Here is a 22,448-nt window from a genome sequence, read left to right as displayed (position 1 = left end):
GGATTTGAATCGCGTGAATACTCGATTAAATTCTTTTAATCCATCAATCGATCATCTCGAAAAACGACTGTGGACGACGATAGCTCCTTACGCTTCTTCAAGTTTCTCACTTCTGGACTTTCCAAACCATGCCAATGTCGGAGATTCCGCCATCTGGCTGGGTGAAGTGCAACTGCTGAAATCGCTTGGTGGCGCAGGCCCCGGCTACGTCTGCGCATTCGACAATTTCGACGAACAGGCGATGCGTACAGCGGTGCCTGAAGGCACCGTATTCCTGCATGGAGGAGGTAACTTCGGCGACATCTGGAACCATCACCAGACATTTCGGGAGGACGTGATCGCGCGGTTGCGGGATCGCCGGATCGTCCAGTTGCCCCAATCGATCCATTATGGCGACCCGGCAAGGATAGACCGGACTGCGCGCATCATCGCCGCGCACCCCGACTTCACCCTGCTGGTGCGCGACGTTCCCTCTCTGGAGCTGGCCCGCCGCCATTTCGACTGCACGGTCGAACTCTGCCCCGACAGTGCCTTTGCCATGGGGGCGCGATCCGGCGCGGCGCCCTCCATCGACGTGCTCGCCATGCTGCGCACCGACAAGGAACGTGCGCAATCCGACAAGCTTCCCGATCATGCAACCGTCGAGGACTGGCTGATCGACGATACGGCGGCCGTGCGCCGCGCCAAGGCCGGTGGCGTGATGCGCGCGTGGACCTCGCTTTCCCCCGCTAGCGCGCGTGCATCCGCCTACGAGGCTGCGGCGCGCCATCGGGTCGAGCGCGGATTTCGACAACTGGCGCGAGGGCGGGCGATCGTCACCGACCGACTCCATGTCCATATTCTTTCGCTGCTTCTCGGCCGTCCCCATGCCGTGCTGGACAACCACTACGGAAAAATTGCCCGCTTCCTGGATGCGTTCACGCAAGGGTCTGCGCTGGTGCACCGCGCCGAGGACATCGAGGAAGCAGTCGCCTGGGCACGCTCGGCAAGCGCCGAGCGCGTGGCGGCCTGATATCGCCCCCCCGATGCGCCCGGCTCATCGGGGGGGGCGATCAAACCATTACGACACTTGGGAGTTTTCACGATCCGAAGCGTCCGCCTCGCTGGAGCCGCTATGAAAGGAGGCTACCCCGTCCGCCGATAACGCGGCATCCCTCGCCCCAGTCGACGCAGCCCCATATCGACTGCAGCATGGAGCGGCGGCTCGAGCCATCTGGCGATGGCGAGAGCAACGACCACCGAACCTGCATATGCGAGAGTGAGCGCCGGAATGATGCCCAGTTCCGCCGTCAGCAGCAGGATCGCACCGCCCACGTGGATGTGAACGAGGTAGAGAGGATAGGTAGCCAGCCCTGCAAGGCGCAGCGCTTCGCCGAAGCGCCCCAGGATGGTCGCGACTTGCGCCTGCCACCGGAATGCCGCCGCGATCATCGCGGTCAGGCAAAGCCACAGCACATAGGCCCAAGGCCAGCCGGCCGACAGATCGACCCGCGCGCCCATCTCCCATTGTGCGGTCGTGCGCACCTGCACCGATGCGGCAAAGATGCAGGCAATCGACAGGCCGACGTGGCGTAACCCGAGGCCGCTGCCGCCCAACCGCGCGCAGAGCATTCCGAGCGCAAAATATATCCCATGCTGCAGCAGCAAAAGTTCACCAAGCCGCCCCCCGGCGCCCCGAACGCCCAATGTCACGGTCAGCCAGTAACTCGCGCTGGCGACACCCAGCAGCCACGCCAGCGCGTGCATCGGGCGTTCGGGCACGCCCGATGCAAGGATCGCCCAGACGAGGGCGTAAAACGCCAACTCGATCGGGATCGTCCAGAACTGGCCGATGATCCACGGTCCCAAGGGGACGAACGCCAAGGTCTTCAGAGTCAGCACGATCGCCTGCCCCGGTGCGCTGCCGAACACGAATACCGCGACCGGCAGCGCGATGGCCACGGCGATGAGCACCGCCGGCAGCAGCCTGGCCACGCGGCGGCGCGCAAAGCCGCGTGCGCTGACGCCGCGTGCGGAATAGGCGATGACTGCCCCGGAAACGACGAAGAACACCTGCACGCCGATCCAGCCGCACCAGCTCAACGCATAGCCGATCGGAAAGTCCTGATGACGGCCTAGAACTGCATGTAAGCTGCTGTCTTCCAGCGCCCATGCCTTGAAGCCGAGATGATAGAGCACGACAAGGCTCGCCGCCGCAAAGCGCACGAGGTCCAGCCCATGGACGGGTTGCCTGCGACGGGCATTGGTAGCGTGCGCTTGGCTCATGACGCGATCTTTGCCGGGCTTCCTGGACGGGACAAATTAACTCCCGGTCATGGCTGCCAGAAGGCTTCTTGCCTGATCGCGCCAGGTAAAGCGGGCGACGCGCTCGAAACCGGCCTCGCGCAGCGCATCGGCTTTGCCGGGATCGTAGAGGACGCGGCGCACCGCAGACAGGATGTCCCCGCTGTCGAGCGGATCGCAATAGAGCGCGGCGGAACCGCAGCGTTCGGTCATCGACGGGATTGCCGAGGCAATCACCGGACAGCCATGGCTCATCGCTTCTACCGGCGGCAGCGGCGACGCTTCGTAGAGCGACGGGAAAAGCAGGCAGGCGGCGCGGCGATAATAATCTGCGAGGATCTCTAGATCCGGGACCTGTCCGATGAATTCGAGCATATGCGCTACATCGGAAGCCACGCCGGCGCGAATGGGCGCGAGGATCTTATGGCTCGAGCCCACGAGAACGGTGCGCACGCCGTCTTCCCGGGCAAGGTGCTGGGCGACCTCGATCACCCGTTCCACATTCTTCCTGCGCGACAGCGACCCGACATAAAGGACCATGCGCTCCCGCTCATAGCCTGCAGTCCGGTCGACCCTGTCACGGGTCCAGGCGCCATTCTGCACTGCAACGACGTGCGTGCGGCGATGCAGGCGGCGCAGCTGCTCCGCCTCGGCATCGCAGACGGTGAAGAGGGGTTCGGAACGTCGCAGGAGTATCGGCAGCAGTGCGCGATGCGCTGCGCGATAGCGCAGGGAATAGGCGCGCGGCAGGGACAGGTACGACACGTCGTGGATCATCACCGACAGGCGCTGCCCGCCCAGCGCCGACGCAAGCGGTGCAGTATTTCCCAGGCACAACAGGCGACGATCGGCGACCATACGCGGCAATACGAATTGCTCCCAGGCATGCCCGCTCACCCCGCCGCGCCGTTCCACCCGGATATGCCGCAAGTCCAGGTCCGATGTGTCCGCATCCGGTTCGCAGGCAAGCGCCAGATGCAGCGGAGTTTCTCCGGTGCCCACCAGCCGGTCCATCTCGGACACCAGTTCGCGCGCGACCCGTTGCACGCCTGTTACCGGCTGCATGAGGAATCGCCCATTGATCAGTATCGCATCACCAGGCCGCGACATCGAAGCCCCCCTCTCTTCGCCTTGAATGGCTTGCGCGGCCAGTACGGGGAAGATGGGCCGGCACCCGACGACCATTAAAACTTGGCAAGGCGAAGGATCGACCGTCGAGTTCGCTGCAACGCAATATTATGTTGCGGCTCGATTGTTCGGGAATGTCGATGCTACCGGTATATATCAACGGGAAGTTCTACGCAGGCGGTCTCAATGGCGTTCACCGCGTCGCCGACCGGCTTGTCCGGGAGATCGATACACGTCTGGGCGTTCCCGGCGCCCCCCGGGTGACACTGCTGCTGCCGATGCGCCACAGTGGCGACTGGAAGCCATTGCTGCGCAACATCGCAGTGCGCGAACTGGATGAAAGACCCTCGCAAGTCTGGGAACAGGCAAGGCTGCCGACGCTCGCCGCCGACGGAGTTCTGGTGAACCTCGCCAACCTTGCGCCGCTGCGCCATCGCCGCAAGGTGACGCTGATTCACGATGCACAGTTCCTTTTTCCCGACAGTTCCTACCCGCTCCGCCAGCGCCTGGGCTATCGGTTGCTGACCCCGCGCATGGCCCGGTCGAGCAGCACCGTATTGACCGTCAGCGATTACTCCCGGCGCATGCTCGATATTATGGGCGTCTCCCCGGCCACCCGCACGCAAGTGCTCTACAACGGCGTGGACCATATCCTGGAGAACGCAGCGAACGACACAGTGCTTGCCGTGCATGGCCTTGCCGCGCGCGGCTACGCGCTGATGTTCGGCAGTTCCAAGGCCTACAAGAACAACGCGGTGGTCTTTGCTGCCTATGCCCAAAAGGCGCCGGCGGGCGTGCCGCTGGTCGTCGTGGGTGCGCAGCGAGGCGCGCTGGTCGCAGCCGGACTGGCGGTTCCGGACGATGCCGTGTTCGTCGGCTCGTGCGATGACCAGGCCCTGCGCGCGCTCTACGCCGGCGCACGGTGCCTGCTGTGTCCCTCCCGCACGGAAGGCTTCGGCCTGCCGCCACTGGAGGCGATGCTCTGCGGCACACCTGCCGTGGTGGCGCCTGCCGGTGCTGTCCCCGAGGTATGTCGTGATGCCGTTCTCTATGCAGACGTCGATGATCCGGCATCGTGGGCGCAGGCGATCGCCGCGCTCGATCCGGCCGGCCCTCTTTTTGCGAGCAAGGTCGATGTGGGATATATCAGGGCGCGCCAGTTCACTTGGGCCCGCGCCGGGGCCGAACTGCTCGACATCATCCTCGCTCTCAGCGACCGTTCATGGCGAGAAGCGGCATGAGGTTGCTGCCTCCCCGCGTCTCCGTGATCCTGCCGTGCTACAATGGTGAGGCGTTTCTGCGCGAAGCCGTGCGATCGATCCTGGACCAGACGTTCACCGATTTTGAACTCGTCATCGTCGATGACGGCAGCACTGACGCTTCGCCGGTCCTGCTTGCGCGCATGGCGGAAGGCGATGGCCGTATCCGGGTGGTGCGCCAGCCCAATGGCGGGATCGTGGCGGCACTCAACACCGCGATCGACCATTCGCGCGGAGAATACATCGCGCGTATGGACGCGGACGACGTGTCCTTTCCCGAGCGTCTCGCATTCCAGGTCGCCTGGCTGGACGACAACCCGCAGACCGTCATCGTCGGCGGGCAGGCCGTTGCGGATCGCCATCCCACTTCGTCCAGCACCCGCACCAGCGGCGGACGTCACGAAGTAACCGACCTGTCCGTCTTTCCGCCGCGCGTCGCGGTCTCGATGCATCCGCTGATCATGATCCGGGCCGCAGCACTCAAAGCCATGGGCGGATACCGCGACGACTACCACCATGCCGAGGACTACGACCTGTTCATTCGCGCCGGAGCGTTCGGCCGTATCGACAATCCACCGGTGGACGTCCTGTTCTATCGCCGCCACGAAGCGGCGCTCTCGGTAGGAAATGTCGAGGAACAGGAACGCTCCGCCGTCCGCGCGGAACTTGACGCGATCGCGCGGACCGGCGGCACCCGGCCCCCTCACCTGGTTGTGGATGCCTATACGCGGTTGCGAATCTTCCGACGCTACCGTGCGATCTCGCGGGATAGGACGCGAGCGATGTGGCCGGCCATGCTGGCGAGCCTGTGCAGCGTCATGCCCGCCGCGCTCGCTTCGGCCCGCTTCCGCCGCCTGCCATTGTTGATCGGGGCCGCCCTGGTGCGGTCGCTGCGCACCGCCTGAGGACCGCCCCGCCGCATCGGATCCGTCAGCTGGCCTGCAACGCCAGCGTAGCCGTGACCCAGTTCGAGGTTGCCGAGATCGTGTAGGCAGCGGGATCCTCCGTCCCCGATGCCAGCTTCCAGGCCGTCGCGTTGGTCGATTGGCCGCTCGCACTCGATACGCGCGACATGAAGCCCGCATAGCCGGTCGGTCCCGACGCGATGGTCGCCGTCCCGTCCAGAGCGAGCGCGGCGATATACAGACTCGCACCGCCCCAGCTCGGCGTCAGCGCGGGCGGATCGGCGGCGACGGCATTGCCGCGTGCATAAGTCGAGATTTCCACCGCACCGCTCGCGCCCGTCACCCGCATCACCCGCGTCACGGCCTGCTGCGAGCCCGACAGTCCCACGTTGAGCACCTTGCCCCCTTCGGTGCCGTCTGCCGTCCTGGTGAAGATCGTCAGGAGATGCTGATTGGAATTGGCCGCATAGGTGGCGCGCTGGGTCCATGCGCCTGCCGTCGCGTTGTCCCACGTCACGGTGACGGTACCATCGACGCTCATCACCGCGACCAGAATGTCCCCGACATTTACGGCAGCGGGCATGGCGACGGTCACGGCCGTGGCGTCGACAGTGTTCCAAGTCTCGGTCTGGTCGGTCACCGCGATCGTCGCCGATGCCGCGACGGTCAGGTTGAAGCTCGCCTGCGCCGCAGCGCCAAGGCTGTCCGTCACGCGCAGGACCACGCCGGATGTCGTGCCTGATACCGTCGGCGTGCCCGAAATCACGCCCGTCCCGCTATCCAGTGACAGCCCCGTCGGCAGTGGCGATGAGCCCGACGCCAACGCAAACGTGAAAGGTCCCGTCCCCTTGACCAGCCGAGGCAGGTAACCCGTGTAAGCGAGGCCCTGCTGCGCTGGCCGCGTGGCATATTTCAGCGTGAACGGGATCGCCTCGTATGCCGCCAGCAAGTGCGCCGCGCGGGCACCGGCATGGACTTCGTTCGGATGGACCCCGTCCGAGGAATTCGCGGTCATCGCCATACCGCGCCCTGCATCGGTCTCTGCATCGGACAGCACGAAGCCCGCATCGCTCGCCACGAGATCGACCGCATCGAAGCAAGGCAAACCGTCATCGGCCACCGGGTTCGAGCGCAGCCAGGCATTCCACGCATCGCGCGCGTTTTCCTGCGCCACGGTGAAACTGGTGTCGGCATAGGCCTCCTGCCACACGACCATCGAGAATCCGTAAATGCGCAGCCGCGCGGCCATGCTCCGCGCCTGGACCTTCATCGCCTCCACCGCCGAGATCGCGGTCGCGGCGTCAGTCACGTATGTCTTGATGTCGTTGTGACCGTAGTCTGCGAAATAGACGTTTGGCACGCCCGGCGTGATATAGGCGGCCGAAACGGTATCGAAATCGTTGTAATGCTGGTCGAGCCGGTGCCCGGCGATGCCGATATTGCGCAGCAGCACCGAGGCCGCCGAGCGATGGTGCATGGCCGCCGTTATCGTGCGGTTGTTCGCGCCCCCGGTGCCGAACACGATACTGTCGCCTCCGCCGAGGAACGACAGCGTGGCAGGCTCGCAAGTGCCGAATACCGCCTTGAGCACGGCCTTGATGCCCGTGACTTCGGCATCGGACGGAGCCGCCCCGTAGACCACGAAGCCGCGCCAGTCGGTGCGCCCGCCGTATTCGATCGCCTCACCGACCTCACCCCCGACGTTCAGCATCGCAACTGCGGCAGCCGGGTATGTCGCGGTCTGCTCGTCGCGGTGGACGACCTGCCTGGATGCGCTCGACACGAGGCCGAGCACGGCCATGTTGCCGACCCCCAAAGCCTGCGCATTGGTGGCCGTGGCCGGGATCGAGGTGCTCGCTACCATCGGCTGCATCGCCAGGTTCCCGGCGGTGCGCGGACTGGTGAGGCCATAGTCGGTGGTCGTCGAACCAAACGCCCAATAGCCGCAAGTCGCGGCCTGCCCCGGCGTGCGTGCGGCCATGAACACCGCACAGTCCGCACGCGGGATCGCCAGGGTCGCGGGGATCAGCATCGGGCAGTCGGTATCGTAGTTGGTGACGGTCGGACCGCCCTCGCCCAGCCACAGCGATGGTTGTGCGGATGTGCTTGGCTGCGTGAGATGGCGGCCCTGCCCGGTCTGGTCGTAGACGACCGCGACGCCCAGCGTGGACACGCCCTTGAAGGCAGCCGCGGCCTCGGCATCAAACGCCTGACCCGCGAAGCCGATATCCTGCTCGGCACCATCGGAAGCACGGCGTACCCGCAGGGCAGGTCCATCGTACCCGGCGACGAGCTTGCCAAGGCCGTAAGCGCCCGCAAGCGCGGGATTGGCCGGGAGCCAGGCTCCTTCCACCGGATCGGATGCCGCACCGGTGAGCGTAACGGCATACTCCACCGCTCGCGTCGACTGGCCCAGCCCGACGCTCTCCCGGATCAGCGCAACCTGGCTCGTTCCCGCCGAAAGGGCAGTAGCGGCGATCAGGCTGCTCCCGGAAAGCTGGAGGTTGGCATCACTGCCCGAGCGCAAGGTGAAGGTCGAGCCGACACCGAGCGAGCGCCCGAGCGTCAGGAGCGCACCGCTGCCGGACACGGTTCTTACGCGGTTGAAGACGCCGCCGGAGCGGCCGCCGGAAACGAGGCGGGCCATATTCATGCCTCCCCGACGAGGTCGGCGGCAGTGGTGCCTGTCGCCCGCACGTAAAGGGCGCGCACGGCAACGAAGCTGGCATCGGGAAGATTGCGATATATCACGTCGGTCGTGCCGTCGATGCCGCGAAGGACGATGTCGCCGCCGGTGCCGACGTAAATGCCCTTGGGCACCAGTGCCAGTTGCTCGGTATCATTCGGCACGATCGCGTAAGGCGCGCGCGAAGGGGCGAAAGCGGCGTCGGATTGAGTCTCGAAAGGATCGGACATGGCATGCTCCGGCTGGATGTCGAAAGGGATCGGCACGACTCGCAGCGCACCGATGTTCGATTTATGTTCCATCCGATTCGCTGTAGGAAAGCGGTTTGTAAGCTGCCGCATCACAGGTTGCGTGCTGCTTTCTGGGCGAGATCCTGCCGCGTCCGGGCGCGCAGAACGCGGTCGAATCCCAGCGCCGCCTCCAGACAAGTGGCCACCGCCGTTCGATCCTCCTGAAGCACTAGAGGTACGGCAAAGTGGTCGGCGACCACCCGCACTTTGGCGGTGCCGTCCTCCACCGCAAGCGCGGGAGCATCCGCCAGGATCGCGAAGATCAGCGCATGGAGGCGATTGGTGACCACCAGCGCCGCCTCCCGGTACAATTCCACCAGCCTGGCAAGATCATAACCGTCGAGCACGACGATCTCCCGATCCGGCCAGCGCGCGACCAGGCGGGCAGCAACGGCCTTATCCATGTTTGCACGCGGATCGTGGCAGGCGATGGCCAGCCCCGCGTTCGGCAAGCGATGGAGGGCCTCGGCGACCACGGCGTCAAGCGCTGCACCCTCTATCGACCGCCCCTCGCTGGCATCGGCGCAAGGTGCCACGACGATCCATCGTCGTAATCCCCGCCCAGGCGTGATCGCATGCACGCCGACCGTCGGCAGGAACACCATGTCGGCGTGACATGCCTGCGCCTTGCCCGGAAGCAACCGGACCAGATTGCGACCAGAGCCCTCGTCACGCAGGTTCACCAGAGGGCACTGCGCAAGGATCGCGCGCCAGAGGACCCGCCGCAATGGCGAGCGGATGATGCTCACGCCCAGCCCGCGCGTGACGAGCCCGCCCCCACCTAGCCGCGCACTGACGACGGCAAGCAACAGACCGACCAACGCCAGGACCGAGACATTGTCCCGCACCAGTTGTCCGCCGCCTAGCACGATCTGGGATCCGAACGCTTTGTAAGCAAAGCCCAGCAACGCGCGGCCGGAAAACAGTTCTCCGCCGGCCTCCGCCACCTGCCGCTCTACTTGCGCCGGAAGCGGCGCCCAACGGCGCACGATCCCGCCACGCCCATCGGTCAGGGCGAGATTCTGCAACAGCAATTTCAGGTCGCCGCAAACGAAGACCTGCCGCCGTACGTGATCGCCGGAACGTTTGCCTGTCGTATCTAGGCCCGCCGTATCGAAGGATGAAGTCAGCGCGCTCACATTTCGAGGATCCGGCGAGGATCAACCCGTCCGCGCAGGCAATCGAGGATCGCGATCATGTTGCCCAGCAGGCGGCCACGCCGGTCGATCAACGGCTCCGGCCGTAAACTGCGCCACGCATTGGATACGAGGTTCTGCATCATCAGGCGATTGCCGAAGTCGCGTCGCATCGTCCCCTTGCGTTGGAGGTAGACCACATTTGCAACCTGCGAATAGCCGAGCCGCTTGCCAGACGTACGCCCCGCGCTGACGCCAAGGTGCACGCCGGTCACCGCGCCTGTCGAGACTTGCCGCCCCTTCCGCCCGAGCCGGTTGGTAAAGTCGATGTCCTCCTGCCAACCATAGAGCGGCAGGTTCTCGTCGAAACGCATGCCCCGCGCCGCGCTCATGCGAATGGCCATGTTGCAACCGTAGAGCTCATGCCGGTGCCGCATCGGCGCGTGCGCTTCAGAGCGACTCGCCAGGATCGCCCTGGCCTCCTCGACCGTGAAGCCGCCATGCAGCACGCCGTCTGCACACAGTTCGCCGGTTATGCCGACCATATCGGGATGGGCGTCAAACAGCGCCTCGACATGGGCGAGGTAGTCGGCGGCAGGGACGAAATCGTCGTCGAAAAACACGATGATGTCGGCTGCGTCCTGCAACTCATCCAACGCCCGGTTGCGCTGACGACAGAGCCCTTTTTCCGAAAACAGCACCCGGGCCTTGCTTCGTTCCTGGTCAATTCCCGCGACATCTTCCGGCCCTACAGTGACGACAAGGATTTCGTCGGCATGGCGCGTCTGCTCAGCAAGGATATCGACCGTCTGCCGTACCACTTGCGCGCGGCCTATGGTTGCGATCACGACATGGATGCTGGGCAACCGACGCTTCCTCGTAATCCATTTCGGCAAATGCCGAATTCGTGCAAAAGAATGGCTTCGGATTTGATCCGATACCTGGCGATTACTTGGCCTTGTCCGGACGATAAAACGCCCGCCACTCACTTCATCGTTAAAATCCATTCACCATCTGCGCAGCTCAGGTGCGTTCTGTTAGGCGTTCCCGTCTGCCGGACCTTGTTGGGCCGCGCGATGGAGCCTCTCACGCATGCATGCCAGCCCCACCGCGATCTGCCAGGCCACCTCACCGGATGACCGCGTGCGGGGTCAGGTCCGCGCGCTCTCGCGGATCGTGCTGCTGAATGTGAAGTACAGTCCCAACCTCGGCGACGGGCTCTTGAACGAATGCCTGGAACGAGAACTCGCACGGGCACTGTCGGGCTCCAAAGTCGTCTCCGTGGATCTTGCCGGGCGCAATTCCTATCCATCCGGACATGGCCGGATGCGCGGCATCGCACTCGCGCTCCTCGAACAGCTACCGACTGGTTTGCGCCGTTTCACGACCTGGACCATGCTTCGCCTCTTTCTCGCGCTGCAACTGCAGCGACACTACAGGGACGGCCTCGAAGGCGCCGAGGCGGTCGTCGTGGGCGGAGGCAACCTCCTCACCGACGCCGATCTCAACTTCCCGATGAAGATTGCAGGAGCACTGGCGCAGGCGAACCGGCTTGGATTGCCCGTGGCGATCTACGCCGTCGGCGTGTCATCGCATTGGTCGCGCCGAGGCTTGCGAATCTTCACGCAGGCACTGAAGCAGGCTCGGCCGATCTGGGCCTCCGTACGCGACGCGGCCTCGCAACGTGCCTGGCAAAAGCACTTCACCGGCCAGGCAATCCGTCCCCCGCACCTATCGGTCGACCCCGGAATACTCGCCAGTTGCCACTACCCGGAAAGCCTGCGCCAGCCCGGTGCCCGTAAGGTCGGAGTGTGCATCACCGATCCACTGGCAGTGCGCTATCACAGCGACCCGGCTTACAGCGCCAATCTGGAGCATTGGTATCCGGCCGCGCTTCGGTCGCTGGTGGAGCACGGCTTCGAGGTCGTCCTGTTCACCAACGGCAGCCCCGAAGACCGCGAGTACCTGCACCGCCGACTTCATCCCTGGGTCCGCTACGCCAAAGGCCCGGTTGTGCTTGGACGATCCTTCGACACACCTGCCGACCTTACCGCGCTGGTGTCAGGCTGCGACGCCATCGTCGGCCACAGGATGCACGCATGCATCGCGGCCCACTCCTTCGGTGTCCCTTCGGTGGGGTTGCGCTGGGACGAAAAGCTGGACAGTTTCTTCCAGCTTGCCGGACGCACCAAACACATGTTGGACCCGGCCGAGGTCGCAGCCGAGGAACTGGGCGCGCGTACCGCCGCGGCAATCGCCGACCGTTTCGACGCATCCTTCCTCATAGCCCGCGCAAGGGCTGAAATCCGCGCATTTGCAGCTAATCTGCAAGCCGCGATGGACTGTGCAGCAAGCACCGTACAGTGATCGATCGCATCGTCCAGATCAACGATCTCAGCGACCCCAAAGGCGGCGCTAGCAAGCTTGCAGTCGAGGCAGCCTGCGGCCTTGCCGGGCGCGGCCATCGGGTCACCTTCATGACCGGTGACGATGGTATCAGCTCGGCATTGACCACCGCTGGAGTAGATGTGGTGCCGCTTAGCCAGAAGCGGCTCACGGCAGGCGGACGCGCGCGGGCAATGGTGACCGGCCTCTGGAACCGGGCCGCACAGGTCATGGTCAGAGACTGGATCGCCACCAACGACACACCGGGAACCGTCTATCATCTCCACGGCTGGGCACAGATCCTATCGCCTGCCGTGTTCGGAGCCCTCGCTTCGGTACGCGACAGGCTGGTCATTTCCGCTCACGACTTCTTCCTCGCATGTCCGAACGGCGCTTTTGCCTGGCTCAGATCCGGGGAAGTTTGTCCGCACATGCCATTGTCCCGGGCCTGCCTCGTCACGCCCTGCGATCGCGACGGCGCGCTGCAAAAGGCGTGGCGCAGCGCGCGTCAGGCAATCCACCGCCAGGCCTTTCGTCCGCGATCTTCTCCGCCGATACTCGCGATTCATGAGAATATGCGAGGTTTTCTAAAGCGAAGCGGTATTCCGGACGATGCTATCGTTCCGCTGCCCAATCCGGTCATCCCCTTTTCCCGCAACCGGATTCCGGCAGAACACAACCGCGAGGTGCTGTTCGTCGGACGGCTGGAAGAGACCAAGGGCGTAGACCTTGCGGCGAAAGCAGCGGCGATGGCCGGTGCGCCATTGGCCGTGATCGGCGAAGGCCCACTCGCCGATCACGTCGCCGCGCTACACCCGCATGCCCGTCTTCTGGGGCGGCGCTCCCCCGCACAGATCAGCGAAATCGCGGCCCGCGCGCGGATGCTGGTGATGCCGAGCCGCTATCCGGAACCCTTTGGACTCGTCGCGATCGAGGCGACATGGAGCGGGCTGCCGGTCATTCTTGCCGAAACCGCCCTGCTCGCTCAGGACATCGTCGATCGCGGAGCCGGAATCTCGGTTGATCCAAGGGATACGTCGGGCTTTGCCGCCGCCATCCGGCGCCTGATGCAAGACGATAGAGCCACTCGGGAAATGAGCGAAGCGGGCTATGCAAAAACCCGCGTACTTGCCTTGACGCCAAAGCTCTGGCTCGATCGGGTAGAGGCCATCCTGCACGAAAGAATCGAACGATCCACCATTCGCGATCAGGTGGAGAGTGCAACGATCCCTGCCCACATCGCCAGACTGAACAGGCCAGCCAACAGCCACCATTTCCAGGCGATCGGCGACGCCCCGACCTGCACGGCATGCGGCCTGACATCCGACGAAGCGGGCGACTGCGGGGCAACGCCGCCCTCTTCCCTCGGGTCATCACCCGCCATGATCAGCAGTTCCCGCCATGCAACGTCGTAATACCAGTCCAATAAATACCTGCGCAGGTTTCTAGCACGGCCTCACAAGCGGGTCGAGGCGCACAGTTTTCAAAGATGCTGCAGCAGCTGGAAGAGGATTCGGGTACTAAACCCGATCTTCAGAATTCGCGGGTAGGGACAAGCCATGAGCTTTCCCACAATCACGCCACGGCATCTGGTAATCGCGGCCCGAGCCGCAACACCCCTTTGCCCCGGAGGTCTCGCCTGGGCGGTGCTGCAGATGGACTGCTCAGCCTCAGCCGCCGCCGCCGGTTTCGTCGTGAGCCTGTGCATCCTGACCATGGCGGCGCCGAAAATCCGGACTGCGGACCTCGTCGGCACGCTCCTCGCCTTCACGACCCTGCTGGAATGTCTGCACGCTGCGAAATTCGGCAGTCTGGATGATATGCGTTGGCAAGCCTGCGTGGTTACTGCGGGAGCGGTCGTTTTGCTGCTGAAAATCCAGCATTTGCGCGCCATCGCCCGGCAGGACGCCTATGTCCCGCTGCGGTATCTCGAGCGCCGCCAAGCTCTTCTCGGGCGAACGAAATGCCCGTCCGCCGCCTGGTCCGAGCGTTCGACCGCCAAACGGAAAGCCGCGTAAAAGCGCCAAAATTACTTGAAATTGCAATTGGGTCGCATTAGCGAAGGCGGCACGAGAGGAAACGAAAGCCCGCAATGCCAACCGGCACGTGCTTTCTCCAGGGGGAGCGCCGGTCCGCGTGCCCCGCATAGGGGGCATGGTCGAAGTGACGCGCAGAATTCTGTTCCAGATCCATTGGTTCCTGGGCATCACCGCAGGCCTCGTACTAGCCGCGATGGGCCTTACCGGAGCCACCCTGAGCTTCGAGAACGAGATCATGCGCGTGCTCAGCCCGGGCATCGTGACTCTCGGAACGAGCCGTAATCCCGCACTTTCGCCCGACACGGTGATTGGCCGCGCCTCCGCCTTTCGTCAGGGACTGAAGGTTGAGCGGCTCACCGTAGAAGCCGACCCGACACGCGCCTGGCAGGTGCAGTTCGCACCCGAACCTGGCGAGCGGCGCGGCGAGCGCAGCTACGTCGACCCGCGTGACGGCCGCCTGCTTGGCCAGCCGGTCGGCGCCGGGTTCTTCCGTACCGTGGAGGACATCCACCGCTGGCTCGCCCTGCCCGGCGGGTCGAAGGGCTGGGGTCGCCAGATCACCGGATTCTCGACGATCGCGCTGATTTTCTTCGCCCTGTCCGGGCTCTATCTGCGCTGGCCCCGGCGCGCGCTGGACTGGCGCGCCTGGCTGGTGCTCGACTGGCGCAAGAGCGGGCGCAACCTCTACCGCGAACTGCACGTGATCATCGGCAGCTGGGTGGTGATCGCCTACCTTCTGAGCGCGCTCACCGGGCTATGGTGGTCCTACGAATGGTATCGCGAAGGCGCGCAGATCGTGCTTACCGGTTCGGCGGAGCGCGAGGGCGGGGCGAACAAGGACGAAGCGGAACCGCAACCTGCCCTGCTGCTCGCCCGGGCGTGGCAGACGGTGGAGCGCGAGACCGGCGGACACTTTGATTCGGTCTCGGTGAACCTGCCCGAAAGTGGCAGAAAAGCGACGTTCCGCGTACTTCTGGCTGGCGCACGGCATGACCGCATGACTGACAATCTCAGCATCGACCTTGCGGACGGACGCCTGCTCAAAGCCGACCGCTATGCCGACCGCGCGCTCGGCAAGGTCGTCGCGACGAGCATGTTCGAGGTCCATCGCGGCGCCATCTTCGGGCTTCCCGGCCGCATCGCCATCTTCGTGACCAGCCTTGCCATGCCGCTGTTCACCGTCACCGGGCTGCTGCTCTACATCGCCCGGCGGCGCCGCAAGCGCGCACTGGCGCAAGTCGAGGGGCTGGTCGCCAACGACGCGGCGGACACCGGCGACATGCTGGTCGCCTATGCCAGCCAAACCGGCGGCGCAGAGCGGCTGGCCCGGCAGACGGCGGCGGTTCTGGGCGGTGCGAAAGTGCTGCCGCTGTCGTCGATCGATGGCGCGGTGCTGGCAGAAACCCGCCGCGCGCTCTTCGTCGTCAGCACGTATGGCGAAGGCGAGCCGCCCGACCGCGCCCGCCGTTTCGCGCGGGAAACAATGGCTTCGCCGCCCGTCACGCAGGACCTCGATTATGCCGTCCTTGCGCTCGGAGACCGCGAATATCCGCAGTTCTGCGCCTTCGGGCACGAGGTCGATCGCTGGCTTCACGCGGGCGGAGGACGCCGCCTGTTCGACACGATCGAGATCGATGGCGAGGACGTCGATGCCGAGCGTCAATGGCAGCAGCAACTGACCGCGCTCGGCGCCGATCCGATGGCGGCGGACTTCGCCCCGGCGCGCTACGGGCGCTGGCGTTTGGCCGGGCGGGAACTGCTCAATCCGGGCAGTCAGGGCGGTCCGGCATTCCTCGTCGTGCTTGAGCCGCTGGACGGGGAAACGCTTGAATGGCAGGCCGGAGACATCGCGGAAATCCGCCCATGCAACGATCCGGCGGCGGTCTCGGCGCTGCTGCACACAGCGGCACTCAACGGCACTCAGGAAGTCCACAACCGCACTCTGGCCGCCCACATCGGCCAATCCGTACTGCCTGAAGCCCTCGCAAGGACGCCCGAGGAGATCGTCGCCGGATTGCGCCCGCTGCCGCACCGCGAATACTCGATCGCCTCGATCCCGACCGATGGGCGCATCGAACTGATCATCCGGCAGGTCCGCCGCGAGGACGGCAACCTCGGCCTCGGTTCGGGCTGGCTGACCGCGCATGCGCCGCTGGGGACGGAGATCGCGCTGCGGCTCCATGCCAACCCCGGCTTCCGCGTGTCCGAAGAGCAGCGCCAGCTGATCCTCATCGGCAACGGCACTGGCCTCGCGGGCCTGCGCGGCCACCTGCGGCAGGCGGCGGCTGCCGGAAGCGCCGGTCACTGGCTGTTGCTGGGCGAGCGTTCGCGGGAGCACGATGCCTTCCTCGACGCCGAGCTGCGAGGCTGGCTGACGGACGGCACGCTGGCGCGGCTGGAGCGCACCTGGTCGCGCGATCCCGATTGCGGCCGCTACGTGCAGGAGGTGATCCCGCAAGTTGCCGACGCCCTGCGCGAAGCGGTAGGGGACGGGGCCACGATCCTCGTCTGCGGCAGCCTGCTGGGCATGGCGCCCGCCGTCGATGCGGCGCTGCGGGCCGTGCTCGGCGATGCGCTGCTGGAGGAAATGGCCGAGGGCGGCCGCTATCTGCGGGACATCTACTGAGCCCAGTCCGTCATTGCGAGCGCAGCGAAGCAATCCAGGGCGGCGTCAAACTACCCTGGATTGCTTCGCTGCGCTCGCAATGACGAGGGTGGGCGGCTTAGTGGAAGTCGCGGGAGCGCGGCAGGATGCGCACGTTGCGCGGGTGGCCGCGTGTCGCATTCCCCGAGGTGGGGCGGTTCGGATCATAGACCGGATGGCGCACCGCATCGCCCGGCATCGGCTCCGGCTTCAGCGCGGGCGGCGCGGAGAGGCGGGACAGCGCCTCGCTGGCATCGGTCACGCGATCGACCATCAGGTGGACGACGCCTTCCTTGCTGTGCTGCACTTCGCCGTCGATCACCATCAGCCGGGCGGCCATCACCGCGCGGCGCTGCTTCTCGAACTCGCGCGCCCACAGCAGCGCGTTGACCACGCCGGTCTCGTCCTCGATCGTGATGAAGATCGCGTCGCCCTTGCCCGGCCGCTGGCGGATCAGCACCACGCCGGCGACGCGCACCTTGAGCCCGTCGCGCGCGGCGTTGACCCCAGCGCAAGTCAGCGCACCCTGCCCTTCGAAATGCGCGCGCAGGAACTGCATCGGGTGGCCCTTCAGCGATAGCCGCTGCGTCTGGTAATCCGCCACGACTTCCTCGGACGGCGCCATCGCCGGGAGCGCGGCGTCGGGCTCCTTCGCCAGTTCGGGCGCATCGAGCGCGGCGAACAGCGGCAGCTGCACCGCCGGAACCCGCCGCGCCTCCCACCCTGCCTGCCGCCGGCTCTGCCCCAGCGAGCCGAGCGCATCGGCATCCGCCAGCAGCCGCAAGGCGCGCGAAGGCAGGTTCGCCCGGCGCGCGGCATCTTCGAGGCTGGCGATGGGGGCGATCTTGCGGGCCTTCTCCAGCGCCTCGGCCCAGTTCTCCTTGAACCCGCCGATCTGCCTGAGGCCAAGACGCAGGATGCGCTCGCCTTCCAGCGTGTTGTCCCAGCAGCTTGCGGCGATGTCGATGGGCCGCACCTCCACCCCGTGCTGGCGCGCATCGGCGACCAACTGCGCGGGCGCATAGAACCCCATCGGCTGGCTGTTGAGCAGCGCGCAGGTAAACACCGCCGGATAATGGCATTTCAGCCATGACGAGACATAGGCCAGCAGCCCGAACGCCTGCGCATGGCTTTCGGGAAAGCCGTATTCGCCGAAACCCTCGATCTGCTTGAAGCAGCCTTCCGCGAAGTCCTGCGGATAGCCGCGCTTCACCATGCCGGTGACGAACTTCTCCTGATGCTGGTGGATCGTACCGTTGCGCCGGAACGTGGCCATCGAGCGGCGCAGGCGGTCGGCCTCTGCAGGCGTGAACTTCGCCGCGACGATCGCGAGGCGCATCGCCTGTTCCTGAAACAGCGGTACGCCCATGGTCTTGTGGAGCAGATCCTCCATCTCTCCCGGTGGCCCCGGAAAGACCACCTCCTCCTCCCCCGTGCGCCGCCGCAGATAGGGATGGACCATGCCGCCCTGAATCGGCCCCGGCCGCACGATGGCGACCTGAATGACGAGATCGTAGAGGATGCGCGGCTTCATGCGCGGCAGCATCGCGATCTGGGCGCGGCTCTCCACCTGGAAGGTGCCGATGCTGTCGCCCTTGCACAGCATGTCGTACGTCGGCTTGTCGCCCTGCGGGACGGTGGCCAGTTCCAGATCGCGCAGGCCATGATCGCGCAGCAGGTCGAAGCTCTTGCGGATCGCAGTCAGCATGCCGAGCGCCAGAATGTCGACTTTCATCAGGCCGAGCGATTCCAGATCGTTCTTGTCCCACTCGATGAACGTGCGGTCCTCCATCGCCGCATTGTGGATCGGCACCAGTTCGTCGAGCCGCCCTTCGCTCAGCACGAAGCCGCCGACGTGCTGCGACAGGTGGCGCGGATAGTTGAGCAGCCGCCCGACCATGTCGCGCAGACGCTCGACCTGCGGATTACCGGGGTCGAAGCCCGCCTCGGTCAGCCGCGTTTCGGGAAGTTCGTCGCCGCCCCAGCTGCCCCAGACGGTGCCCGAAAGCCGCGCGGTGACGTCCTCGCTCATGCCCAGCACCTTGCCGACTTCGCGGATGGCGCTGCGCTGGCGGTAGCAGATCGTGGTCGCGGCGATCCCGGCGCGGTCGCGGCCGTAGCGACGGTAGATGTACTGCATCACTTCCTCGCGGCGGGAATGCTCGAAATCGACGTCGATGTCGGGCGGCTCGTCGCGCTCGGTGGAAAGGAAGCGCGTGAACAGCAGCTTTTCCTTCACCGGATCGATCGGGGTCACGCCGAGGAAGTAGCAGACCAGCGAATTCGCCGCGCTGCCGCGTCCCTGACACAGGATAGGCTTTTTCAGACCGCGCGCGTAATGCACGATGTCGTGGACGGTGAGGAAGTAATAGGCGATCTTCTGGTCTCGGATCAGGCCGAATTCCTCGTCCAGCTTCTCGCGATATTCAGGCGGCAATCCAGCAGGAAAGCGTTTTTTCGCTCCTTCCAGAGTAAGGTGTTCTAGCCACGGCTGTGGCTCCCAGCCTTCGGGCACCGGTTCGTGCGGGTATTCATAGCGCAGATCGTCGAGGGTGAATTTCACGCAGGCCATCAGGTCCTGCGTCGCCGTCAGCGCCTCGGGGCAAGCGCGGAACAGGCGGGCCATCTCGGCGGGGAACTTGAGGTGCCGCTCGGCATTGGCGGCGAGGCGGCGGCCGGCGGTCTGGACGGTCAGCCCCTCGCGGATGCAGGTGAGGACGTCCTGCATCGGGCGGTCCTCAGGGCTAGCGTAAAGCACGTCGTTGGTGGCGATCAGCGGCACGCCCACGCGGGCGGCCAGCGCCATGCGCTGCGCCAGCCGACGCGCATCGCGGCCCGCGCGCGGCATCGTGGCGGCGAGCCAGAGCTTGACCTGACCGCCGCGCCTTACTTCACGCTCACCTGCTTTCAGGCCCTCGTCCTGCCCCCCTCCCTCGTCATTGCGAGCGCAGCGAAGCAATCCAGGGCCGCGTAAACCGCTCTGGATTACTTCGCTGCGCTCGCAATGACGAGGTGTGGGTACGGATGCGAGTGCGGGATGCGAGAGAACGGCCAGTGCCTGCAAAGTGGCCAGCAACGTCTCTTCCGTATCGCCACTGCCCGGCATCACGATCAGCGCGAGATCCTGCGCGTATTCAAGCAAATCCGCCAGATGCAGCTCGCACTCGCCCTTCTTCGCCTTGCGGTTGCCCACGGTGAGCAGGCGCGTCAGGCGGCCCCAGCCGTGGCGGGTCATCGGATAGGCGACGACGTCCGGCGTGCCGTCCGCGAAGACCAGCCGCGCGCCGACGAGCAGGCGCAGCCCGCTTTTCGCCCGCCCCATCTCCTTCCAGGCCCGGTGGGCGCGGACCACGCCCGCCACGGTGTTGCGGTCGGCGATGCCGATGCCGGTCATGCCCATCGCCAGCGCGCGCCCAACCATCTCCTCCCCCGGCGAGGCGCCGCGCAGGAAGCTGAAGTTGGTGGCGGTGACGAGTTCCGCGAAGTTCACGGGAACAGGCCGTGCAAGTACCAGCGCGGGTCGGGCTTCTCGCTGAACAGGCCGTGGCGGAAGATCCAGTAGCGGCGGCCCGCGCCGTCCTCGATGCGGTAGTAGTCGCGCGTCTCGCCAGCCGCGCCGGGCATGTGGCCGCCGCGTTTCAGCCACCATTCCGCGCCGATCCGCTCCGGCCCTTCGGCCAGAATGACGTCGTGAAGGCGGCCCTTCCAGCGGAAGCGCTGGGGCGGGCTGTCGGGGACACCGGCGATCACCTCGACCGGTTGCGGCGGGTCGAGCAGCAGCAGTGGGCGCGGCGGCATGTCTTCGGGCTCCGGCCATGGGGCGCCTCGCAGGCGCAGCGCAGGAACCAGCGCCTGCGCCTTCTCGGGCAAGTGGCGGTCACGCGGGATCAGGCGGCGCACGCTGTCCTCGCCCAGCCGCACGCTGAGCTGGTCCACCAGCGCTGAAACATTATCGGCGTTTTCTTCCTTGCCGCTCTCCAGCAGGATCTGGCGCGAGGGCAGGTGATCGGCGTGGAGCACCGCCAGGGTGATCGCATCGAAGCCGAAGCCGGGGTCGAGCGGGTCGGACAGGGTGTCGATCCGCTCGCGCAGCAGGCGCATGACGGCGCCGGGATCGCGCACCGCAAGGCCCGTCTCCACCACCAGCCGCCGCCGCTGGTTGTCGCTGCGGTGGAGCGTGACCGCCCAGCGCCGCCCGCCCAGCTGGCGCTGCTCCATCGTGCGCCCGGCCTGCGTGAGCATGTCCTCGACCACCTCCAGCGCATCGTCGGTGCGGCCCAGCGGTTCGGGAAAGCGCGTCTCCAGCCGGATCGGCTCGGTCAGGCGGACGGGGATGACCGGGCTGCCGGTCTCTCCCAGAATGGCGCGCAGGCGGCTGACCGCAAGCTCCCCGAAGCGCGCCGCCAGCCCCGCCATCGGCCGCGCGGCAAGGTCGCCCAGCGTCTCCAGCCCCGCGCGGCGCAGGCCGGAGAGCGCGCCCTCGTCCAGTTCCAGCGCGGCGACCGGGAGGGTGCGAACGTCGTCCTTCCCACCGAAGCGGGCAAGCGCACGGGCAGCGGCAGAGTGAGGCGCGAGGGCGTGGCGGGTAGTCGGGCCGACCTCCTTTACCACGCGGCGCACCAGCGCCTCCTCGCCGCCGAACAGGTGCGCGCAGCCGGTGACGTCGAGCAGCAGGCCATCGGGGGCATCGAGCGCGACGAGCGGGGTGAAGGCGATCATCGCCCCCGCCAGCTGCTCCAGCACCCGCGCGTCGGCGATGGGATCGTGCGGCGCGGTGGCAAGGTCCGGGCTGCGCGCCCGCGCGTCGGCGAGGGTCATGCCGGAAGACAGGCCCTGCCGCATCGCGGTGGCGTCCACGGCAGCGAGGCGCAGCGCCTGCCCATCGCGCGCGACGAGGGCCTGCGGGGCGTCTCCGTCAGGCAGTACGCCGGAGCGGCGCGCGCGTTCGCACGGCAGAAAGGGGAACCACAGTGCCAGGTAGCGGCGGCCCGCGCTCTTCGGTGGCGGGCTGGGTGTCGAGGGGGAGTTCGCGGAAACCACCATGGTCTTCATTCCATTCCAGCCGCCAGCGCTGCCCCGCCGGGCCGCCGCGTCTGCGTACGAGTTCGACGAGCAGCGTCGTTGCCCCGGGCGCGCGCATCTCCAGCGGGGCGGAGGGGGCGCTGGAAACCGTCCAGCGGGTGTGTGCGGCGCTGGAGCGCGGCTCGGCATCGCCGCGCAGGATCACCACCGGGATGCGCGAGCCTTCCGCCGCAAGGATCAGGCGGCGGCTGGCGACGAGATCGTATTCGCGCATCGGCCCCCAGCTTTCCATCAGTACCGCCGCCGGACCGCTGCTGCGCGCCGCATCCAGCCCCGCGCGCAGCAGGGCAGCGTCGTTACGGGCATCGACGATCACCAGCCGCGCCGGGTCCACACCAAGCGCGCGCAGCCCCTCCCCGCACGGCACGAAACCCGCGCCCTTGCGGCGGGGGCGCAGCAGGAGGACGGGGCGCGCCTTCTCTGCGTCCACCATGCCGAAGGCGAAAGCCAGCGCCGAGGCCCAGTCCTCGGCCGCCGCATGGACCTCGTGCAGCTGCGCCCGGGCGAGGCGTGGGAGCGTGCCCGGGGGCGGATCTTCGATACAGGCGGGGGCCTGAGGGCGGGACATGGGACGGGCCTTACGAATCGGGAATTATGTTCTTATTATGTTC

16 protein-coding genes are annotated in these 22,448 nt (G+C 66.1%); 7 read left to right on the top strand and 9 right to left on the bottom strand.

Annotation, left to right across the window (positions count from 1 at the left end):
• The first annotated feature begins 13 nt into the window (after nt 1-13).
• Entirely contained in the window at nt 14-1,012 is a 999-nt protein-coding gene (locus PKE80_RS01155) for a polysaccharide pyruvyl transferase family protein (RefSeq protein ID WP_271180978.1), read from the top strand.
• Between the two features lie 113 nt (nt 1,013-1,125).
• Here PKE80_RS01155 and PKE80_RS01150 read toward each other — a convergent pair whose 3' ends face one another.
• Nucleotides 1,126-2,265: an acyltransferase family protein gene (locus PKE80_RS01150; protein WP_271180920.1), complete on the bottom strand. Its 1,140-nt coding sequence runs from the start codon at nt 2,263-2,265 to the stop codon at nt 1,126-1,128.
• A 36-nt stretch (nt 2,266-2,301) separates the two neighbouring features.
• On the bottom strand, nt 2,302-3,393 hold the full coding sequence (locus PKE80_RS01145; RefSeq protein ID WP_271180919.1) for a glycosyltransferase family 4 protein: 1,092 nt from the start codon (nt 3,391-3,393) through the stop codon (nt 2,302-2,304).
• A gap of 158 nt (nt 3,394-3,551) precedes the next feature.
• On the opposite strand from PKE80_RS01145, the gene PKE80_RS01140 reads away from it, so the two are divergent.
• Together PKE80_RS01140 and PKE80_RS01135 are read left to right on the top strand one after the other, a co-directional pair.
• On the top strand, nt 3,552-4,652 hold the full coding sequence (locus PKE80_RS01140) for a glycosyltransferase family 4 protein (RefSeq protein WP_271180918.1): 1,101 nt from the start codon (nt 3,552-3,554) through the stop codon (nt 4,650-4,652).
• Complete coding sequence (locus PKE80_RS01135) at nt 4,649-5,575, top strand: glycosyltransferase family 2 protein (RefSeq protein WP_271180917.1); 927 nt, start codon at nt 4,649-4,651, stop codon at nt 5,573-5,575. Before PKE80_RS01140 ends, PKE80_RS01135 begins: the two co-directional genes overlap by 4 nt.
• 25 nt (nt 5,576-5,600) lie before the next feature.
• Here the strand turns inward: PKE80_RS01135 and PKE80_RS01130 are convergent, their stop codons facing one another.
• The 4 genes from PKE80_RS01130 to PKE80_RS01115 all read right to left on the bottom strand — a co-directional run bounded on the left by PKE80_RS01130 (nt 5,601) and on the right by PKE80_RS01115 (nt 10,553).
• Nucleotides 5,601-8,222, bottom strand: a complete 2,622-nt coding sequence (locus PKE80_RS01130) for a putative Ig domain-containing protein (RefSeq protein ID WP_271180916.1) — start codon at nt 8,220-8,222, stop codon at nt 5,601-5,603.
• A 2-nt stretch (nt 8,223-8,224) separates the two neighbouring features.
• On the bottom strand, nt 8,225-8,491 hold the full coding sequence (locus tag PKE80_RS01125) for a spike base protein, RCAP_Rcc01079 family (RefSeq protein WP_417629279.1): 267 nt from the start codon (nt 8,489-8,491) through the stop codon (nt 8,225-8,227).
• Between the two features lie 110 nt (nt 8,492-8,601).
• Nucleotides 8,602-9,690 (bottom strand): polysaccharide pyruvyl transferase family protein, encoded by a 1,089-nt coding sequence (locus PKE80_RS01120; protein WP_271180914.1) that lies wholly within the window; start codon nt 9,688-9,690, stop codon nt 8,602-8,604.
• The gene (locus PKE80_RS01115) at nt 9,687-10,553 is read right to left on the bottom strand and encodes a glycosyltransferase family 2 protein (protein ID WP_271180913.1); all 867 of its coding nucleotides are present in this window, start codon (nt 10,551-10,553) and stop codon (nt 9,687-9,689) included. Before PKE80_RS01115 ends, PKE80_RS01120 begins: the two co-directional genes overlap by 4 nt.
• Before the next feature lie 226 nt (nt 10,554-10,779).
• On the opposite strand from PKE80_RS01115, the gene PKE80_RS01110 reads away from it, so the two are divergent.
• The 4 genes from PKE80_RS01110 to PKE80_RS01095 all read left to right on the top strand — a co-directional run bounded on the left by PKE80_RS01110 (nt 10,780) and on the right by PKE80_RS01095 (nt 16,737).
• The gene (locus tag PKE80_RS01110; protein ID WP_271180912.1) at nt 10,780-12,054 is read left to right on the top strand and encodes a polysaccharide pyruvyl transferase family protein; all 1,275 of its coding nucleotides are present in this window, start codon (nt 10,780-10,782) and stop codon (nt 12,052-12,054) included.
• Nucleotides 12,051-13,487: a glycosyltransferase family 4 protein gene (locus PKE80_RS01105; protein WP_271180911.1), complete on the top strand. Its 1,437-nt coding sequence runs from the start codon at nt 12,051-12,053 to the stop codon at nt 13,485-13,487. The genes PKE80_RS01110 and PKE80_RS01105 overlap by 4 nt, the downstream gene beginning before the upstream one ends.
• A 144-nt stretch (nt 13,488-13,631) precedes the next feature.
• Nucleotides 13,632-14,090 carry a hypothetical protein gene (locus tag PKE80_RS01100; RefSeq protein WP_271180910.1) on the top strand — a complete coding sequence of 153 codons (459 nt, stop codon included), beginning with the start codon at nt 13,632-13,634 and terminating at the stop codon, nt 14,088-14,090.
• A 118-nt stretch (nt 14,091-14,208) separates the two neighbouring features.
• Nucleotides 14,209-16,737 (top strand): PepSY domain-containing protein, encoded by a 2,529-nt coding sequence (locus tag PKE80_RS01095; RefSeq protein ID WP_309298972.1) that lies wholly within the window; start codon nt 14,209-14,211, stop codon nt 16,735-16,737.
• 97 nt (nt 16,738-16,834) lie between these two features.
• On the opposite strand, the gene PKE80_RS01090 is transcribed toward PKE80_RS01095, so the two are convergent.
• From PKE80_RS01090 to PKE80_RS01080, 3 genes are read right to left on the bottom strand one after another with little or no spacing between them, the layout of a single operon-like run.
• On the bottom strand, nt 16,835-20,245 hold the full coding sequence (locus PKE80_RS01090; protein WP_271180909.1) for an error-prone DNA polymerase: 3,411 nt from the start codon (nt 20,243-20,245) through the stop codon (nt 16,835-16,837).
• Entirely contained in the window at nt 20,242-21,678 is a 1,437-nt protein-coding gene (locus tag PKE80_RS01085) for a Y-family DNA polymerase (protein WP_271180976.1), read from the bottom strand. Before PKE80_RS01085 ends, PKE80_RS01090 begins: the two co-directional genes overlap by 4 nt.
• On the bottom strand, nt 21,671-22,405 hold the full coding sequence (locus tag PKE80_RS01080; RefSeq protein ID WP_271180908.1) for an ImuA family protein: 735 nt from the start codon (nt 22,403-22,405) through the stop codon (nt 21,671-21,673). The genes PKE80_RS01085 and PKE80_RS01080 overlap by 8 nt, the downstream gene beginning before the upstream one ends.
• Nucleotides 22,406-22,448: the final 43 nt, after the last annotated feature.

The organism is Novosphingobium resinovorum (assembly GCF_027922145.1).
Classification (GTDB): domain Bacteria; phylum Pseudomonadota; class Alphaproteobacteria; order Sphingomonadales; family Sphingomonadaceae; genus Novosphingobium; species Novosphingobium resinovorum.
Note: the sequence above shows the minus strand (reverse complement) of the source record. Positions and strands in the feature narration are given on the sequence as shown.

Coding starts and splice junctions, on each gene's coding strand:
- PKE80_RS01150 (WP_271180920.1), bottom strand. CDS start 2,265: ATGAGCCAAGCGCACGCTACCAATGCCCGTCGCAGGCAACCCGTCCAT.
- PKE80_RS01145 (WP_271180919.1), bottom strand. CDS start 3,393: ATGTCGCGGCCTGGTGATGCGATACTGATCAATGGGCGATTCCTCATG.
- PKE80_RS01140 (WP_271180918.1), top strand. CDS start 3,552: ATGCTACCGGTATATATCAACGGGAAGTTCTACGCAGGCGGTCTCAAT.
- PKE80_RS01135 (WP_271180917.1), top strand. CDS start 4,649: ATGAGGTTGCTGCCTCCCCGCGTCTCCGTGATCCTGCCGTGCTACAAT.
- PKE80_RS01130 (WP_271180916.1), bottom strand. CDS start 8,222: ATGGCCCGCCTCGTTTCCGGCGGCCGCTCCGGCGGCGTCTTCAACCGC.
- PKE80_RS01125 (WP_417629279.1), bottom strand. CDS start 8,491: ATGTCCGATCCTTTCGAGACTCAATCCGACGCCGCTTTCGCCCCTTCG.
- PKE80_RS01110 (WP_271180912.1), top strand. CDS start 10,780: ATGCATGCCAGCCCCACCGCGATCTGCCAGGCCACCTCACCGGATGAC.
- PKE80_RS01100 (WP_271180910.1), top strand. CDS start 13,632: ATGAGCTTTCCCACAATCACGCCACGGCATCTGGTAATCGCGGCCCGA.
- PKE80_RS01080 (WP_271180908.1), bottom strand. CDS start 22,405: ATGTCCCGCCCTCAGGCCCCCGCCTGTATCGAAGATCCGCCCCCGGGC.